This window comes from Streptomyces sp. Root431, assembly GCF_001426585.1.
Classification (GTDB): Bacteria; Actinomycetota; Actinomycetes; order Streptomycetales; family Streptomycetaceae; genus Streptomyces; species Streptomyces stackebrandtii.
This window is the reverse complement of the sequence record NZ_LMEI01000013.1, coordinates 444,371-460,510: the sequence shown is the minus strand read 5'-3', so window position 1 is coordinate 460,510 and position 16,140 is coordinate 444,371. Positions and strand designations below refer to the sequence as shown.

The following is a 16,140-nucleotide window of genomic DNA, read 5'->3' as shown; positions in this document are numbered from 1 at the left end:
GCGGGGCGGGCATGAGCCGCCACGGCCAGAACGGGTACGGCTCCGCCGTCACCCTCCCCGGCGACCCGCCCGGCGGCCGCCGCGCCGCCCTCGTCTGGGGCGTCGGCGTCGCCGTCTACTTCGTCGCCGTCATCTTCCGCACGTCCCTGGGCGTCGCCGGACTCGACGCCGCCGACCGCTTCGACGTCAACGCCTCCGCGCTCTCCACCTTCTCCATCCTCCAGCTGCTCGTCTACGCGGGCATGCAGATACCCGTCGGGCTCATGGTCGACCGGCTCGGCACCAAGAAGGTCCTGGTCCTCGGGGTCACGCTCTTCACCCTCGGCCAGCTGGGCTTCGCGCTCTCGCCCACCTACGGCACGGCGCTCGCCTCCCGCGCGCTCCTCGGCTGCGGCGACGCCATGACCTTCATCAGCGTCCTGCGGCTCGGCAGCCGCTGGTTCCCGGCCCGGCGCGGCCCGCTCATCGGCCAGGTCGCCGCCCTCTTCGGCATGGCCGGCAACCTCGTCTCGACCGTCTTCATCGCCCGCTCCCTGCACGGCCTCGGCTGGACGACCACCTTCGTCGGCAGCTCGCTCGCGGGCGTCCTCGTCCTCGTCCTGCTGCTGCTCTTCCTCAAGGACCACCCCGAGGGGTACGAGCCCGAGCCCGCCCGGCACGCGGGCGCCGCCTTCGTCCGCCGTCAGATCGCCGAGTCGTGGCGGGAGCCCGGCACCCGGCTCGGCATGTGGGTCCATTTCACGACCCAGTTCCCCGCCATGGTGTTCCTGCTGCTGTGGGGGCTGCCGTACCTCGTCGAGGCGCAGGGGCTGTCCCGGGGCACCGCCGGGGAGCTGCTGACTCTGGTCGTGCTCTCCAACATGGTCGTCGGCCTCGCGTACGGGCAGATCATCGCCCGCCACCACACGGCCCGCGCCCCGCTCGCCCTCGGTACGGTCGCGGCCACCGCGCTGCTGTGGGGCGCCACTCTCGCGTACCCCGGCGACCACGCCCCGATGTGGCTGCTGATCACCCTCTGCCTGGTCCTCGGGGCCTGCGGACCGGCCTCGATGATCGGCTTCGACTTCGCACGCCCGGCCAATCCGCCGGAGCGTCAGGGCACGGCCTCCGGGATCGTCAACATGGGTGGCTTCGTCGCCTCGATGACGACGCTGCTCGCCGTCGGCGTCCTGCTCGACGCGACCGGTGGCAACTACCGGATCGCGTTCTCGTCCGTCTTCGTCCTGGAGGCGATCGGCATCGTGCAGATCCTGCGCCTCAAGGCCCGTACCCACCGCAGGGAGCGGGAGCGGCTCGTCGCCAGCCGCGTGGAGGCCGTACACGTACCGGCGTAGCCCGTACCGGCGTACGCCCGCCCCACGTACCCACGTACCCACGCGGAGACCGGACCGGAAGAGCCAAGGAACTAGCGGGGCGTCACCGCGAAGTTGTCGAGGATCGCGCGCGCCAGGCCCTCGTCGCCCTCCGTCTTGACCCGGTCGGCGACGTCGGCCGGCCGCACGCGCCCGCAGGCGAGCCGGACGAACGTCTCCCAGTCCGTCGCCAGCGTCACCGCCGGGCCCAGCGAGGGCGCCCCGTCGATCGAGCCCCGGCCCTCCGCGTCGACCCGCACCGTCCGCAGGAACTCCACCGGACCGGTCACGTCGAGCACCACCGCCGAGGAGGCGGGCGCCCCGGCGTCCTTGGCGACCACCTTCGGGAGCGCCTCCAGGAGCACGTCCCGCGTGACGTGCGCCCCCGCCGAGTCCAGGTTGCCCGGCGTGCCCAGCGCGACCCGCAGGTCCTGCTCGTGCACCCACACGTCGAAGGCGCGCATCCGGTAGGCCAGTTCGAGGGACTGCTCGGCGCCGAGGGGAGCGCGGATCATGTGCTCGGGGGAGCGGTTCTCGTTGCGGAGCTGCCGGGCCCGGCGGATGAGGATGTACTCCAGCTCCGAGGTCATCTCCGGCGCGGTGTGGTGCCGCCGCACATCGACCTGGACTTCCATGTAGCGGGCGAAGTCACTGCGTACGTGGTACAGATCGCGCGGCAGGGAGTGGATCGGGCGCGGGTCGCCGAGCATCTCCGTCTCCATGCCGATGACATGGGACACGATGTCCCGCACCGACCAGCCGATGCACGGGGTCGGCCGGTTCCACTCCCCCTCCACGAGCGGCTGCACCAGCTCGGCTATCGCCTCGATGGAGTGGGTCCAGGCGTCGGCGTAGTTCTGGAGGCTGGGATGGACGGTCACGGGACCCCTCGGCGGTTCTTCGGTGCGCGGGCTGAAAACACGACTGGGTGGGAGGCTCGGACGCTAAGTTACGCTGCCCGAAGGCACCCCGGCAGTGCTTTCGTGTGACGATCGTAGGCCGGTGTTGACGGCTCGAATGCCAGGACGGTGGTAGTGTGCGCGCCTCGCTGATCCAGATCGCGGTAGACCCGGACGAACCGGTCGACGCCAGGCGGGCCCGCGTGGCCCGTCTCGTACGGGAGGAATCCGGCCACGCCGACCTCGTCGTCCTCCCCGAACTGTGGCCCATGGGGGCCTTCGCGTACGAGTCCTTCGCCGCCGAGGCCGAGCCGCTGAACGGCCCGACGCACCGGGCGATGGCGGAGGCCGCGCGGGACGCCGGGGTCTGGCTGCACGCCGGCTCCTTCGTCGAGGCGGAGGGCGGCGCGCTCTACAACACCTCGCTCGTCCTCTCCCCCGACGGCGAACTCGCCGCCTCCTACCGGAAGATCCACCGCTTCGGCTTCGACAAGGGCGAGGCCGTGCTGATGGCCGCCGGGGAGGACCTGGTCACCGTCGACCTGCCGCACCTCACCCTCGGCGTCGGCACCTGCTACGACCTGCGCTTCCCCGAGCTCTTCCGCGGCCTCGTCGACGCGGGCGCCCAGGCCTTCGTCGTCCCCGCCGGCTGGCCCGCGCGCCGCCGCGCGCACTGGACGCTCCTCGCCCGCGCACGCGCGGTGGAGAACCAGGCGTACGTCCTCGCCTGCGGTACGGCGGGTACGCACGCGGGCGTCGAACAGGCCGGGCACTCGATCGTCGTCGACCCGTGGGGCGAGGTCCTCGCGGAGGCGGGCCCCGACGAGGAGATCCTGCGGGTCGTCCTCGACCCGGCGAAGGTGACGGAGACCCGCGAGCAGTTCCCGGCCCTCAAGGACCGCGTCCTGGGCATCGCGGCGCCGCGCGCCCGCCGTTCCTGAGTCCCCGTCTCCGAGCTGTCAGCTGCCGGTCATGAGCGCGGAGAGGCCCTTGGCCAGGTCCTCCCGGTTCATGACCGGCCGGTAGGAGAGCTTGGCGCCGAGCTGGAGGAAGAAGGGCTCCGAGAACTTCGGCATCTGGGACGGGTCGGTCAGGTCGAAGAAGATGTACGCGGTCCGACAGCCGTCCTCGGCGCCGAAGTAGGCGGCCTCGGGCTGGAGCGCCGACATGGCCTCCTCGACGATCTTCTGCAGGGTGCCCTGCTTGATGGCCTCGTTGGAGGCCGGGGTGTCCATCTGAACCTTCAGCAGCATGCGCATGGCACGGCCTTTCCGACCGGGCAGGTGCCTCGTTCGGGGCGCCCTAGACACCCGGACGCGCTTAAGTCCAGCGTCCCCCTTCCCGCCCGGCGGGACCACTCGGCAGCGCGTACTCCTAGGCCTGCGCCTCCGCCCACAGCTGGCCGACCCGCGAGAAGCCCGCGCGGACCGCGCCGCCCCGGGTGAGGGCCGCGCGGTCCACGCCCGCGAAGATCAGCGCCAGGGACAGGTCCGCCGCGCCCGCCCGGCCCGCGACCGTGACGTCGAGCCGGCGACGGCTCCCGCGGCCCGCCCCGCGCACCGACACGGTGACCCCCGGATCCTCGGCGTCCGCCGCACGGGCCAGCACCCAGGAGCGCCGGTCCCGCGCCCACAGCCGGTAGTGGTCGCCGCCGTACCGCAGCTGGAGCGCGCGCTGACGGGCCGTCGCGCCGAGGCGGTTGCGGGTCATGTAGACGTGGGCGTCGCCGACGCGGAGGGTCGCGCGGTTCAGGGTCGGCAGCCGGATGGTGTCCGTGTGGATGCCCCGCGTCTCGTACGAGGCCGGCGGGACCAGGCCGCCCCGCAGCTCCGAGACGATGACCTCCTGCACGGTCTGCCGCAGCGGTGCCTCGACGGTGATCTCGCCGAACTCGGCGGACGCGCCCTGCCAGCCGGCCCGCCGCTCGTACCCCTTGCCCTCGCGCCACGGGCGCAGCGTGAACGGTGTGACGGCGGTGTGCATGGCGGCCTCCCTGAGGTGGATCCGGTCGTCAGACGACGATCCCATGGAGGGACGCGCGCTCCGGATCCGGGCCCGGGGTGTACTCGGCCCAGGCCGCCGCCAGTCTCCGTACCGCCTCCGACAGGACCTCGGGCGGCGCGAGGAAGTGGAGCCGGAGGTGGCGGACGCTGCCGCCGAGGGCGTCGGTCGTGGCGCCCGGCAGGACGGCCACCCTGTGTCGGAGGGCGAGTTGGGCGAAGGAGACGCCGTCGCCGTGCGGGAGCCGCACCCACAGCGTCTGGCCGCCGGTCGCCGGGGCGCAGGACCAGGAGGGCAGCAGCCGGGCGAGCTCGCCCCGGAGGTGGTCGTGGCCCGCGCGCGCCGACGCCGTACGGGCCGTCAGGACGGGACCGAAGTCGTCGAGGAGGCGGGTCGCGGCCAGTTGGGACGGGAGGTCGCTGCCCAGGTCGTGCAGGGCCTTGAGCCGGGCGAGCCGGGCGATCAGCGGCGCCGGGCCCCGCACCCAGCCGATCCGCAGCCCGCCCCACACGACCTTGCTGAGCGAGCCGACCGCGATCACGTCGCCGTAGGCGGAGAGGGAGGGCTCCCCTGAAGCAGAGGGCTCCTCCGGCTCAGGGGCGAACGCCAGGTCGGTGAGGACCTCGTCGTCGACGAGCGGCACGCCCAGCGCGTTCGCCGCCTCGACGAGCCGGCGCCCCGCGAGCGGCGGGAGGACCGTCCCCGTCGGGTTCTGGAAACGGGCCACGACATAGGCGAGGGCGGGCCGGTGGCGCTCCATCACCCGAATCGCCTCCGCCACGTCCACGCCGTCGGGACCCACCGCCACCGGCAGCGGAACGGCCGCCGCCTCCCGGAAGAGGTCGAGCGCCCCCGGATACGTCGGCGCCTCCACGAGCACCCCGTCGCCGGGCGCGAGCAGCAGCCGGGTCAGCAGCGAAAGCCCCTGCTGGGCCCCGGTCGTGACGAGGATCTGCGCCGGACCCGTCGGCACGCCCCGCGCCGCGTACCGCCCGGCGACCGCCGTCCGCAGCGCCCCCAGCCCGGCCGGGTGGTAGCCGAGGTCCCCGTCCGGCAGGACGAGGGAGCGGTACGCCTCCGCCAGCTCGGGCGGCGGCTGCGAGGGCGCGGCGCAGCTCAGCAGGATCACGTCGTCGGGCGCCTCCAGGAGGTGCAGGAAGAGCGGGTTCGACGTCTCGGTCACCCGGGGCGCCTCGGGGGCGAGCGCGGCCCTGGCCACCCGGGTGCCGCTGCCCTGCCGCCGTACGAGCCGCCCCTCCTGGCGGAGGGTGTCGTACGCGGCGACGACCGTCGTGCGGCCCACGGCAAGGGCCGTCGCGAGCCGCCGGTCGGGGGGAAGCCGCGCGCCGGGCGGCAGCGCCCCCTCGTCGATCAGCCGGCGCAGCCGGGCGGCGAGCAGGAGGTAGAGCGGGCCGCGCCCGGCGGACCAGCGGCCGAGGCGGGCGACCAGCGCGTCGATCGTGTGGGGGGTGAGATTGATCGGCTCCATCGACGGACCAATCTGCCGGGATTGGATCTGGGAAGGCAAACGGCCCGTCCACAGACTGGGCGCATGAGCCACGCCGACTCCGCCGCGTCCCCCGTACCGTCCTCACTCCCGGAGACGGCCCGCCCCGAGACCCTCGCCGTCCACCCGCCCCACGTCGAGGTCACCGGCAGCCGGCCGCTCGGCGTCCCCCTCCACCAGGGGCACGTCTTCGCCTTCGACTCGGCCGACGCCCTCGCCGAGGCCTTCACCTCCCCCGACGCGTTCATGTACAGCCGCCACGGCAACCCCACCGTCCGCACCCTGGAGAACGCCGTGGCCCGCCTCGAAGGCGGGGCCGCCGCCCTCTCCTTCGCCTCCGGCATGGGCGCGGTCAACGGCGTCCTCCACGCCCTGCTCGGCAGCGGAGGCCACGTCGTCGCCCAGACCTGCCTGTACGGCGGTACGTACGCGGTCCTCACCGACCTCGCCACGCGCTGGGGCGTCGACGTCACCTACGTATCCGGCACGGACCCGGAGGAGGTGCGGGCGGCCCTGCGCCCCGAGACGCGCCTCCTCTACCTGGAGACCATCGCCAACCCGACCACCCGCGTCTCCGACCTGCCCGCGCTCGCCGCCGTCGCCGGCGAGGCCGGGGTCCCGGTCGTCGTCGACAACACCTTCGCCTCCCCGCTGCTCTGCCGGCCCCTCCACCACGGCGCCGACATCGTCGTCCACTCCGCCACCAAGTACCTCGCGGGGCACGCGGACGTCCTCGGCGGCGTCGCCGTCTTCAAGGACCCAGAGCTCCACCGCAGCGTCCGCCGCCACACCGTCGAACAGGGCGCGTCCACCGACCCGTTCGCCGCCTGGCTCACCCTGCGCGGCATGCAGACCCTCTCGCTGCGCATCGCGCGCCAGTGCGCGAACGCCGCCGAGCTCGCCGCCCGCCTGGAGGCGCACCCGGCGGTCGCGGCCGTCCGCCACCCGGCGCTCGCGAGCCACCCGGACCGGGAGATCGCCGGGCGGCTGCTGCCGGACGGCGGCGGCGGGGTGATCTCGGTCGACCTCGCGGGCGGCCGGGAGGCGGGCCGGACCTTCGTCGAGGCGGTCCGGGTGGCTTCGCTGAGCGTCTCCCTGGGCGACGTGAAGACCCTGGTCATGCACCCGGCCTCCACCTCGCACCACCAGCTCGACGCCGAGGCCCTGGCGGCGGCGGGCATCGGCCCGGGCACGGTCAGGATCTCGGTGGGCATCGAGCACGTCGAGGACCTGTGGACGGACCTGGAGCAGGCACTGACGAAGGCCGGGTGACGACGGCGCGGGCGCAGGATCAGGCCGGTCCTCGGGCTCGGCCGGTCAGTCCTCCCGCTCGCGCTCGGCCATGCGGATCACGCACACGGCCACGGCGACGAGCAGCGCCGCGTCCGCGTCCTCGCGGACCACGTTCACGGCGTACGTCTCGCGGACGCGGAACCACTGCCGGGAGATGTGGGCGAGGAGTTCACCGTCGTACTCGACGGTGAACTCCCGGTCCAGGATCCGCCCGCTGACGTCCAGTTCGGTGCCCTCGACGAGGGTCACCCGGTAGTGGTTGCGCAGGAGCGAGAGCCGCTTGCGGCGGACGCTCGCGAGGGGCCGGTCGTCCCGCTCGATCGTCATCGCGTCCCGCAGGCTGAACATCTTCTGGCGCAGGGTGATCAGGACCTGCCCGTCGGGGTCCTTCAGCTCCAGGGTGTCGCGCAGCCGCATGGCCTTGCCGTCGACGAGGAAGGCGTGGCGGCCCTGCTCGTCCTCGATCCAGTAGTCGTCGCCGATCGCGAAGATCTTGTCCCGTACGAGATATTTCACGCGGATATGCCTGCCCCGCGACGGCTCCTCCTACGCGACGCGGCGCACGTCGAGAAGGAGAAGGCGATGAACCCGGAGAGGCCCGCTGCGAGGGGCGTTACCGGCGATCTTCCCGTACGGCCGTGACCGGCCGTTCGCGTACGGATGGCAAGCTTGAAGCATGAACGATGCCGCCCCGGCGCCCACCCCCGCGCCCGCGCCCCGCCGCCGTGCCCGTGTCCGTGCCCCTGAGCTGATCGGCAAGGGTGGCTGGCTCAACACCGGAGGCAAGGAGCTCACCCTCGCCGACCTCCGAGGTAAGTGCGTTGTTGTTGATTTTTGGACTTTCTGCTGTGTGAACTGCCTGCACGTCCTCGACGAGCTCCGGGAGCTGGAGGAGAAGCACCGCGACACGCTCGTGATCGTGGGGGTGCACTCGCCGAAGTTCGTGCACGAGGCCGAGCATCAGGCCGTCGTCGATGCCGTCGAGCGGTACGAGGTGCATCACCCCGTGCTCGACGACCCGGAGCTCGCGACCTGGAAGCAGTACGCCGTCCGGGCCTGGCCGACGCTCGTCGTGATCGACCCCGAGGGGTACGTCGTCGCCCAGCACGCCGGTGAGGGGCACGCCAACGCGATCCGGACGATCGTGGAGGAGCTGGAGGTCGAGCACGAGGCGAAGGGGACGCTGCGGCGCGGGGACGGGCCGTACGTGGCGCCGGAGCCGGTGGCGACCGATCTGCGGTTCCCCGGCAAGGCGATTCTGCTGCCGTCCGGGAACCTCCTCGTCTCCGACACCACCCGGCACCAGCTCGTCGAGCTCGCGGCGGACGGGGAGACCGTGGTGCGGCGGATCGGGGAAGGGGTGTTCAGGGAGCCGCAGGGCCTCGCGCTGCTGCCCGACGGCAAGGTCGTCGTCGCCGACACCGTGAACCACTCCCTCCGTGTCCTCGACCCGGAGACCGGCGCGATCGAGCTCGTCGCCGGCACCGGAAAGCAGTGGTGGCAGGGCTCGCCCACCTCCGGGCCCGCCCTGGAGGTCGACCTGTCCTCGCCGTGGGACGTCGCCTGGTGGCAGGGCAAGGTGTGGATCGCCATGGCCGGCGTCCACCAGATCTGGACGTACGACCCCGAGAGCGGGACCGTCGAGGTCGCCGCCGGGACGACGAACGAGGGACTCGTCGACGGACCCGCCGCCGAGGCCTGGTTCGCGCAGCCCTCCGGGCTCGCCGCCACCGAGGACCGGCTGTGGATCGCCGACTCCGAGACCAGCGCCGTGCGCTGGATCGAGCGGGAGGGCGACGCGTACGTCGTGCGCACCGCCGTCGGCACCGGGCTCTTCGACTTCGGCCACCGCGACGGCGCCGCCGACCAGGCCCTGCTCCAGCACCCGCTGGGCGTGACCGCCCTCCCCGACGGCTCGGTCGCGATCGGCGACACGTACAACCACGCCCTGCGCCGCTTCGACCCGGCGACGGGCGAGGTGACGACGCTCGCCACCGATCTGCGCGAGCCGAGCGACGCCGTGCTCGTCGACGGCGACATCGTGGTCGTCGAGTCCGCCCGGCACCGGCTGACGCGGCTGCGCCTCCCCGAGGAGGCCGTCCAGGTCGAGTCGGTCGCCCACCGCACCAAGCGCGAGGCCACCGAGGTCGCCCCGGGCCGCCTCCGGCTCGACGTCGTCTTCCAGGCCCCGACCGGGCAGAAGCTGGACGAGCGGTACGGTCCCTCGACCCGGCTCCTGGTCTCCTCGACCCCGCCGGAGCTGCTGCTCGGCGGCGAGGGCACGGGGACGGACCTCTTCCGGGAGCTCGAACTGAACCCGGAGCTCACCGAGGGCGTCCTGCACGTCTCCGCGATGGCGGCGTCCTGCGACGACGACCCCGCGAACGAGTACCCGGCCTGCCATGTCCATCAGCAGGACTGGGGTGTTCCGGTGAAGGTCACGGAGACGGGCGTGGCCCGGCTGCCGCTGATCCTCGCCGGCATGGACGGCTGACGGGGCTCAGCGGACGAGTCCCTGGTTCCTGGACGGGCGGCCCGCCGCCCCGTCCAGGCACCCGGCGACCCATGCCGCCGGGTCGTGGACGGCCCGGTCGCCGCCCATCCCCCGGCGTTCCATCAGCGCGCACTCCCCGGCGAGCAGCGCCTTCGTGCGCGAGCCGTCGACGTCGTACCCGCGGATGCGGGAGGCCTGGATGAAGCCGCCCTCGTACGCGATGTCCGTGGCCCACGGCGGCCGGTCGTTGTACTGGGCGATGACGACGCCCACCGCCGTGGCGGCGAGCGCGACGGCGGCGGCGAGACCGGTGGCGAACTTCCCCCGGGACGGGCCCTCGTGACGGTGCATGAGGGCGAGGCTGTCAGCCGGGGGCTTTCGCCGATGTTTCGCTCGGCGGACCCGAGCGCTCTCAGCCCTCCAGGAAGGCGACCAGCGCGTTCGCGAGGAGGTACGGGTCGTCGGCGCCGCAGAGTTCGCGGGCGCTGTGCATGGAGAGGATCGCGACGCCGATGTCGACGGTCGTGATGCCGTGGCGGGCGGCGGTGATCGGGCCGATCGTCGTGCCGCAGGGCATGTCGTTGTTGGAGACGAACGCCTGCCAGGGCACGCCCGCCTTCTCGCAGGCGGCGGCGAAGATGGCCCGGCCGCTGCCGTCGGTGGCGTACCGCTGGTTGACGTTCACCTTGAGGATCGGGCCGCCGTTGACGCGCGGGTGGTGCGTCGGGTCGTGGCGCTCCGCGTAGTTGGGGTGGACGGCGTGGCCGGTGTCGGAGGAGAGGCAGACCGTGCCGGCGAAGGCGCGGGCGCGGTCCTCGTAGCTGCCGCCCCGGGCGTAGACGGAGCGCTCCAGGACGTTGCCGAGGAGGGGGCCCTGGGCGCCGGTGTCGGCCTCGGAGCCGTTCTCCTCGTGGTCGAAGGCGGCGAGGACCGGGATGTACGGGAGGTCGTCGCGGCCCGCGAGGGAGGCGAGGGCGGCGACGGCGGCGTGGACGGAGAGGAGGTTGTCCATGCGCGGTCCGGCGAGGAGTTCGCGGTCGCGGCCGAGGTAGGCGGGGGCGTCGACGGCGTGGACCATGAGGTCCCAGCCGGCGACGTCCTCGGCGTCGACGCCGGCCTCGGCGGCGACGAAGGAGATCAGGTCACCGTCGTGGACCTCGCCGATGCCCCAGACGGGCTGCATGTGGCGCTGGCGCTCCAGCTTGAGGCCGTCGTTGGCGCCGCGGTCCATGTGGATGGCGAGCTGCGGGACGCGCAGCAGCGGCCGGTCGATGTTGACGAGGTGGTGGCTGCCGTCGCGGAGGGTGAGGCGGCCGGCGAGGCCGAGGTCGCGGTCGAGCCAGGTGTTGAGGAGGGCCCCGCCGTAGATCTCGACGGCGACCTGCCGCCAGCCCTGGGCGCCCATGTCGGGGCGGGGCTTGACGCGCAGGTTGGGGGAGTCGGTGTGGGCGCCGACGATGCGGTACGGGGTGTGGGCGGTGGCGCCCTCCGGCACGTACCAGGCGATGATCGCGCCGCCGCGGGTGACGTACTTCCCGCCGCTCGTCCCGTCCCACTCGGCGGTCTCCTCGACCCGCCGGAATCCGGCCTTCTCCAGGCGCTCGGCGGCGCTCGCCACCGCGTGGTACGCCGATGGTGACGCCGTCAGGAAGGACATGAGGTCATCGGTGTGACCGCGGTCGAAGGGGCCGGCGATCGGGCTGGAGGCTGCGCTGCTCATGGGTTCACCTTAGCCAGGGACCGAAATGCGGATACGGGACCCCGCAGCAAGGACGCGGGGCGGGGCACAAACAACACGGCCCGCCCCCCTCCCCGGGGACGGGCCGTGTCGGTATGGGCGAGGGGCGTCCTAGAACGCGGCCTCGTCCAGGTCCATGAGCGAGCCCTCGACGGCCTCGGCGAGCGCGCGCTCGGCCGAGACGCCCGGGAGGACGTTGGCGGCGAAGAACTTCGCGGCCGCGATCTTGCCCTGGTAGAAGGCGACGTCCTTGCCGGTCGCGCCGGCGGCCAGCTTCTCGGCGGCGACGGCGGCACCGCGCAGCAGCAGGTAGCCGACGACGACGTCGCCGGAGGCGAGCAGCAGGCGGGTGGTGTTGAGGCCGACCTTGTAGATGTTCTTGACGTCCTCGCCGGTAGCGGTGAGGTCGGTGATCATCGTGCCGACGATGCCTTCGAGGTCGACCGCGGCCTTGGCGAGCGCGTCGCGGGCGCCGGCCAGCTCCTCGCCGCCGGTGCCGACCGCGAGGAACTTCTTGATCTCCTCGGACAGCGCGTTCAGGGACGCGCCCTGGTCGCGGACGATCTTGCGGAAGAAGAAGTCCTGGCCCTGGATGGCCGTGGTGCCCTCGTAGAGGGTGTCGATCTTGGCGTCCCGGATGTACTGCTCGATCGGGTACTCCTGGAGGAACCCGGAGCCGCCGAAGGTCTGGAGCGACTGCGCGAGCTGCTCGTAGCCCTTCTCGGAGCCGTAGCCCTTGACGATCGGGAGCAGCAGGTCGTTCAGGCCGTGCAGCGCCTTGACGTCCTCGCCGGCCGCTTCCTTGATCGCGATCTCGTCCTGCACGGAGGCCGTGTAGAGGACGAGGCTGCGCATGCCCTCGGCGTACGCCTTCTGCGTCATCAGCGAGCGGCGGACGTCGGGGTGGTGCGTGATGGTGACCTTGGGCGCGGCCTTGTCCATGAAGTTGGCCAGGTCGGTGCCCTGGACGCGCTCCTTGGCGTACTCCAGGGCGTTGAGGTAGCCCGTGGAGAGGGTGGAGATCGCCTTCGTGCCGACCATCATGCGGGCGAACTCGATGATGAGGAACATCTGGCGGATGCCCTCGTGCTTGTCGCCGATGAGCCAGCCCTTGGCGGGGTGCTGGTCGCCGAAGGTCATCTCGCACGTGTTGGAGGCCTTGAGGCCCATCTTGTGCTCGACGTTCGTCGCGTAGACGCCGTTGCGCTCGCCGAGCTCGCCGGTCTCCCAGTCGAACTCGTACTTCGGGACGAGGAAGAGGGAGAGGCCCTTGGTGCCGGGGCCGGCACCCTCGGGGCGGGCGAGGACGTAGTGGAGGATGTTCTCCTCCATGTCGTGCTCACCGGACGTGATGAAGCGCTTCACGCCCTCGATGTGCCAGGAGCCGTCCTCCTGCTGGACGGCCTTGGTGCGGCCGGCGCCGACGTCCGAGCCGGCGTCGGGCTCGGTGAGGACCATGGTGGAGCCCCAGCGCTTCTCGACCGCGATCTGGGCGATCTTCTTCTGCGCCTCGTTGCCCTCGTTGTAGAGGACACCGGCGAAGGCCGGGCCGGAGGAGTACATCCAGATGGCCGGGTTCGAGCCGAGGAGCAGTTCGGCGTAGGCCCAGACGAGGGAGCGCGGGGAGACGGTGCCGCCGATGCCCTCGGGGATGCCGAGGCGCCAGTACTCGGAGTCCATGAAGGCCTTGTAGGACTTCTTGAAGGAGGCCGGGACGGGGGCGGTGTTGGTCTCCGGGTCGAAGACCGGAGGGTTGCGGTCGGCGTCGGTGAAGGACTCCGCGAGCTCGTTCTCGGCGAGGCGGCGGATCTCGTCGAGGATGCTCTTGGCGGTCTCGACGTCCATCTCCTCGAACGGACCGGTGCCGTACACCTTGTCGCGGCCGAGGACCTCGAAGAGGTTGAACTCGATGTCGCGGAGATTCGACTTGTAGTGCCCCATGGCGACGGCTCCGTTAAGGCTCGGGGAGGCAGGTTCCTCGTACACGTACCAGCGAGTAGCAAAACGCTCTCTCCGATGATGCTACCCACCGGTAATAAGAGCAACCCCTTCCGGGGCATCTGTGACGCAGTAGGCTCAGGGCCCATGTACGGCTACGACCAGAATCCGGGTGCCCAGCAGCAGTACGCCCCGCCGCAGCAGGGGTACGCGCAGCAGCCCCCGCTCTATCCGGAGCCTTCGCCTCCGTCTCTCGCCGACGCCGTACGCGCCTTCACGACCGGCACCCTCGCCCCCGAGGACTTCCAGCAGATCTTCGCGACCTCGAAGGTCTACTGCCCGCGCGGCGACAACCCCGGCTTCCTGGCCCTGCACAACACCCAGCAGCCCGTGATCCCGATGTTCACGTCGCTCAAGGAGCTGCGGCGGTACGCGGGCAAGGAGTCGAAGTACTTCGTCATCACCGGTGCCGAGGTGATCGACCTGCTGCCGACCGGCTACGGCTTCGTCCTCGACATGGAGGGCGACCACCGCATGGTCTTCGACGCCAAGGCCGTGGAGCAGATGGTCGACTACGCGATGCGCAGGATGTACGGCTGACCGATTCTTGACCCCATGAGGCGCCCGGGAGGAATTCCTCCCGGGCGTTCCGCGTTCCTGGTGGCAGAAAGTTCAGCGTTCAACTAAAGTGGACGTACAAGGTCGCACCTAGGAGGTCCGGTCATGCCCGCTGTGACTGTCGAGAACCCGCTCACCCTGCCGCGCGTCGCCGCCCCGGCCGACGCCCCGTCCCGCCCCGTGCTCGCCGTGACCACGGCCCCGTCCGGCTTCGAGGGCGAGGGATTCCCGGTCCGGCGCGCGTTCGCCGGGATCAACTACCAGTACCTCGACCCGTTCATCATGATGGACCAGATGGGCGAGGTGGAGTACGCCCCGGGCGAGCCCAAGGGCACCCCCTGGCACCCCCACCGCGGCTTCGAGACCGTCACCTACATCATCGACGGGACCTTCGACCACCAGGACTCCAACGGCGGCGGCGGCACCATCACCAACGGCGACACCCAGTGGATGACAGCCGGCAGCGGTCTGCTCCACATCGAAGCCCCGCCGGAGTCCCTCGTCGTCAGCGGCGGACTCTTCCACGGCCTCCAGCTCTGGGTGAACCTCCCCGCGGCCGACAAGATGATGGCCCCCCGCTACCAGGACATCCGCGGCGGCCAGGTCCAGCTGCTCACCTCCCCCGACGGCGGCGCGCTGCTCCGGGTCATCGCGGGCGAGCTCGACGGCCACGAGGGCCCCGGCATCACCCACACCCCGATCACGATGATCCACGCCACCCTGCGGCCCGGCGCCGAGATCAGCCTGCCGTGGCGCGAGGACTTCAACGGCCTCGCGTACGTCCTGGCCGGCCGCGGCACCGTCGGCGCCGAGCGCCGGCCCGTCCACACCGGCCAGACCGCCGTCTTCGGCAAGGGCGGCGCTCTCACGATCCGCGCCGACGAGAAGCAGGACGGCCACACGCCGGACCTGGAGGTCGTGCTCCTGGGCGGACAGCCGATCCGCGAGCCCATGGCGCACTACGGCCCGTTCGTCATGAACACCCAGGCCGAACTCCGCCAGGCCTTCGAGGACTTCCAGGCGGGCCGCCTCGGCACGATCCCGGCGGTCCACGGCATGGGCGAGTAAGCGAAGGGCGCGGTACGCAACCGGCGCTGACGGGCCGTCACCCGTACGGCCGTCAGCGCGCGACGACACGCCGACGGGCATGGTCCGGTGGACGGGTGCAGACGACCCGAGCGCTCCTCCCCGAACCCGCCCGTCGCTTCGCTGCCTGGTGCGTCGTCCTGCTGCTCGCCGCGGGGGTCTTCGCCATCGGGATCTGGCTGTGCGTCGTCTTCCAGACCGCCGTCACCCCCGTCCTGCTCGCGATCCTCGGCACCGCCCTCCTCGGGCCGCTCTACCGGCGGCTGCTCCGCATGAAGGTGCGGAAGGCGCTCGCCGCCGCGCTCACCGTCGTCGCCGTCGTCACGGTCGTCGGCGGAGCCACGTACATCGTCGTCCTCGCCCTCATCGAGACCGGCGACCAGATCGTCGCCTCGCTGCGGCAGGCCGCCACCGACATCGCGAAGCACCTCGGCGCGGCCGGCACCTCCCTCGACGACCTCGCCAAGAACGCCAAGAGCCTCCTGGAGAAGTTCGGCGGCACCGCCGCCTCCGGGGTGATCAACGGGCTCAGCGTCGTCGGCGAGATGCTCGCCACCGCCGTCCTCGCCCTGCTCCTCATCTTCTTCTTCCTGAAGGACTCCGACCGGGCCGCGGGCGCCCTGCGCTCCCTCGCCCCCCGCGCCACCGGCGACCTCATGGAGGCCATGGCCCGCCGGGCCTTCGAGGCCGTCGAGGGCTTCATGCGCGGCACCACCTTCGTCGCCTTCGTCGACGCCGTCCTCATCGGCATCGGCCTGCTCGTCCTCGACGTGCCCGGGGCGGTGGGACTCGCCGCGCTGGTCTTCGTCACCGCCTACATCCCGTACCTCGGCGCCTTCCTCTCCGGCGCCGTCGCCGTCCTCGTCGCCCTCGCCGACCGGGGCTTCGTCATCGCGCTGTGGGTGCTCGGCATCGTCCTCGCCGTCCAGGTCCTGGAGGGGAACGTCCTCCAGCCCATCGTCCAGAGCAAGACCGTGCAGATGCACCCGGCCGCGGTCATGCTGGCGATCACGGCCGGCGCGTCCGTCGCGGGCATCCTGGGCATGCTCCTCGCCGTACCGCTGACCGCCGCCGCGACCGGGGTCCTCGGCGAACTGCGCTCGCGGTACGGGGCGCCCCGCGAAACCCCGGGGGAAACCGGCTAGGCGGCTGCCATCCCGCCCGGCTCGAACGGGGTCGGAACCGGCTAGGCGGCAGCCATCCCGCCCGGCTCG

The 16,140-nt window shown here is 72.1% G+C and carries 15 protein-coding genes; 7 read left to right on the top strand and 8 right to left on the bottom strand.

Annotated elements, in window-relative coordinates; all coding sequences use genetic code 11:
* Nucleotides 1–11: 11 nt before the first annotated feature.
* Nucleotides 12–1,334 carry an MFS transporter gene (locus tag ASC82_RS27525; RefSeq protein WP_056653524.1) on the top strand — a complete coding sequence of 441 codons (1,323 nt, stop codon included), beginning with the start codon at nucleotides 12–14 and terminating at the stop codon, nucleotides 1,332–1,334.
* A 71-nt stretch (nucleotides 1,335–1,405) separates the two neighbouring features.
* On the opposite strand, the gene ASC82_RS27520 is transcribed toward ASC82_RS27525, so the two are convergent.
* A complete protein-coding gene (locus tag ASC82_RS27520; protein WP_056653522.1) occupies nucleotides 1,406–2,233 on the bottom strand; it encodes a maleylpyruvate isomerase family mycothiol-dependent enzyme in 828 nt (275 codons plus the stop codon).
* 155 nt (nucleotides 2,234–2,388) lie between these two features.
* On the opposite strand from ASC82_RS27520, the gene ASC82_RS27515 reads away from it, so the two are divergent.
* Nucleotides 2,389–3,192, top strand: coding sequence for a carbon-nitrogen family hydrolase (locus ASC82_RS27515; protein ID WP_056653519.1), 804 nt, complete (start codon nucleotides 2,389–2,391; stop codon nucleotides 3,190–3,192).
* Between the two features lie 18 nt (nucleotides 3,193–3,210).
* On the opposite strand, the gene ASC82_RS27510 is transcribed toward ASC82_RS27515, so the two are convergent.
* The 3 genes from ASC82_RS27510 to ASC82_RS27500 form a co-directional block, all read right to left on the bottom strand.
* Nucleotides 3,211–3,510, bottom strand: coding sequence for a hypothetical protein (locus ASC82_RS27510; protein WP_056653515.1), 300 nt, complete (start codon nucleotides 3,508–3,510; stop codon nucleotides 3,211–3,213).
* 115 nt (nucleotides 3,511–3,625) lie between these two features.
* Nucleotides 3,626–4,234 carry a hypothetical protein gene (locus ASC82_RS27505; RefSeq protein ID WP_056653512.1) on the bottom strand — a complete coding sequence of 203 codons (609 nt, stop codon included), beginning with the start codon at nucleotides 4,232–4,234 and terminating at the stop codon, nucleotides 3,626–3,628.
* Nucleotides 4,235–4,262: 28 nt separating this feature from the next.
* Complete coding sequence (locus ASC82_RS27500; RefSeq protein ID WP_056653509.1) at nucleotides 4,263–5,741, bottom strand: PLP-dependent aminotransferase family protein; 1,479 nt, start codon at nucleotides 5,739–5,741, stop codon at nucleotides 4,263–4,265.
* Nucleotides 5,742–5,804: 63 nt separating this feature from the next.
* On the opposite strand from ASC82_RS27500, the gene ASC82_RS27495 reads away from it, so the two are divergent.
* Nucleotides 5,805–7,031 carry an aminotransferase class I/II-fold pyridoxal phosphate-dependent enzyme gene (locus tag ASC82_RS27495; RefSeq protein WP_056653506.1) on the top strand — a complete coding sequence of 409 codons (1,227 nt, stop codon included), beginning with the start codon at nucleotides 5,805–5,807 and terminating at the stop codon, nucleotides 7,029–7,031.
* Nucleotides 7,032–7,076: 45 nt separating this feature from the next.
* On the opposite strand, the gene ASC82_RS27490 is transcribed toward ASC82_RS27495, so the two are convergent.
* Complete coding sequence (locus ASC82_RS27490) at nucleotides 7,077–7,568, bottom strand: LURP-one-related family protein (protein WP_056653503.1); 492 nt, start codon at nucleotides 7,566–7,568, stop codon at nucleotides 7,077–7,079.
* 160 nt (nucleotides 7,569–7,728) lie between these two features.
* Between ASC82_RS27490 and ASC82_RS27485 the strand changes: the two genes are divergently transcribed.
* Entirely contained in the window at nucleotides 7,729–9,546 is a 1,818-nt protein-coding gene (locus ASC82_RS27485) for an NHL domain-containing thioredoxin family protein (RefSeq protein WP_056653501.1), read from the top strand.
* Between the two features lie 6 nt (nucleotides 9,547–9,552).
* Here the strand turns inward: ASC82_RS27485 and ASC82_RS27480 are convergent, their stop codons facing one another.
* The 3 genes from ASC82_RS27480 to ASC82_RS27470 all read right to left on the bottom strand — a co-directional run bounded on the left by ASC82_RS27480 (nucleotide 9,553) and on the right by ASC82_RS27470 (nucleotide 13,225).
* Nucleotides 9,553–9,897: a hypothetical protein gene (locus ASC82_RS27480; protein WP_056653498.1), complete on the bottom strand. Its 345-nt coding sequence runs from the start codon at nucleotides 9,895–9,897 to the stop codon at nucleotides 9,553–9,555.
* Nucleotides 9,898–9,958: 61 nt separating this feature from the next.
* Nucleotides 9,959–11,266: a M18 family aminopeptidase gene (locus ASC82_RS27475; RefSeq protein WP_056653494.1), complete on the bottom strand. Its 1,308-nt coding sequence runs from the start codon at nucleotides 11,264–11,266 to the stop codon at nucleotides 9,959–9,961.
* 129 nt (nucleotides 11,267–11,395) lie between these two features.
* Nucleotides 11,396–13,225, bottom strand: coding sequence for an acyl-CoA dehydrogenase (locus ASC82_RS27470; RefSeq protein WP_056653491.1), 1,830 nt, complete (start codon nucleotides 13,223–13,225; stop codon nucleotides 11,396–11,398).
* Nucleotides 13,226–13,369: 144 nt separating this feature from the next.
* Here ASC82_RS27470 and ASC82_RS27465 point away from each other — a divergent pair, with 144 nt between their 5' ends.
* The 3 genes from ASC82_RS27465 to ASC82_RS27455 all read left to right on the top strand — a co-directional run bounded on the left by ASC82_RS27465 (nucleotide 13,370) and on the right by ASC82_RS27455 (nucleotide 16,071).
* Nucleotides 13,370–13,822, top strand: a complete 453-nt coding sequence (locus ASC82_RS27465; RefSeq protein WP_024760311.1) for an SseB family protein — start codon at nucleotides 13,370–13,372, stop codon at nucleotides 13,820–13,822.
* A gap of 123 nt (nucleotides 13,823–13,945) precedes the next feature.
* The gene (locus ASC82_RS27460; RefSeq protein WP_056653488.1) at nucleotides 13,946–14,908 is read left to right on the top strand and encodes a pirin family protein; all 963 of its coding nucleotides are present in this window, start codon (nucleotides 13,946–13,948) and stop codon (nucleotides 14,906–14,908) included.
* 95 nt (nucleotides 14,909–15,003) lie between these two features.
* On the top strand, nucleotides 15,004–16,071 hold the full coding sequence (locus tag ASC82_RS27455) for an AI-2E family transporter (RefSeq protein ID WP_056653485.1): 1,068 nt from the start codon (nucleotides 15,004–15,006) through the stop codon (nucleotides 16,069–16,071).
* The last annotated feature ends 69 nt before the right edge of the window (nucleotides 16,072–16,140 follow it).

Coding starts and splice junctions, on each gene's coding strand:
- ASC82_RS27480 (WP_056653498.1), bottom strand. CDS start 9,897: ATGCACCGTCACGAGGGCCCGTCCCGGGGGAAGTTCGCCACCGGTCTC.
- ASC82_RS27475 (WP_056653494.1), bottom strand. CDS start 11,266: ATGAGCAGCGCAGCCTCCAGCCCGATCGCCGGCCCCTTCGACCGCGGT.
- ASC82_RS27460 (WP_056653488.1), top strand. CDS start 13,946: ATGCCCGCTGTGACTGTCGAGAACCCGCTCACCCTGCCGCGCGTCGCC.
- ASC82_RS27510 (WP_056653515.1), bottom strand. CDS start 3,510: ATGCGCATGCTGCTGAAGGTTCAGATGGACACCCCGGCCTCCAACGAG.
- ASC82_RS27505 (WP_056653512.1), bottom strand. CDS start 4,234: ATGCACACCGCCGTCACACCGTTCACGCTGCGCCCGTGGCGCGAGGGC.
- ASC82_RS27495 (WP_056653506.1), top strand. CDS start 5,805: ATGAGCCACGCCGACTCCGCCGCGTCCCCCGTACCGTCCTCACTCCCG.
- ASC82_RS27485 (WP_056653501.1), top strand. CDS start 7,729: ATGAACGATGCCGCCCCGGCGCCCACCCCCGCGCCCGCGCCCCGCCGC.
- ASC82_RS27470 (WP_056653491.1), bottom strand. CDS start 13,225: ATGGGGCACTACAAGTCGAATCTCCGCGACATCGAGTTCAACCTCTTC.
- ASC82_RS27525 (WP_056653524.1), top strand. CDS start 12: ATGAGCCGCCACGGCCAGAACGGGTACGGCTCCGCCGTCACCCTCCCC.
- ASC82_RS27500 (WP_056653509.1), bottom strand. CDS start 5,741: ATGGAGCCGATCAATCTCACCCCCCACACGATCGACGCGCTGGTCGCC.
- ASC82_RS27465 (WP_024760311.1), top strand. CDS start 13,370: ATGTACGGCTACGACCAGAATCCGGGTGCCCAGCAGCAGTACGCCCCG.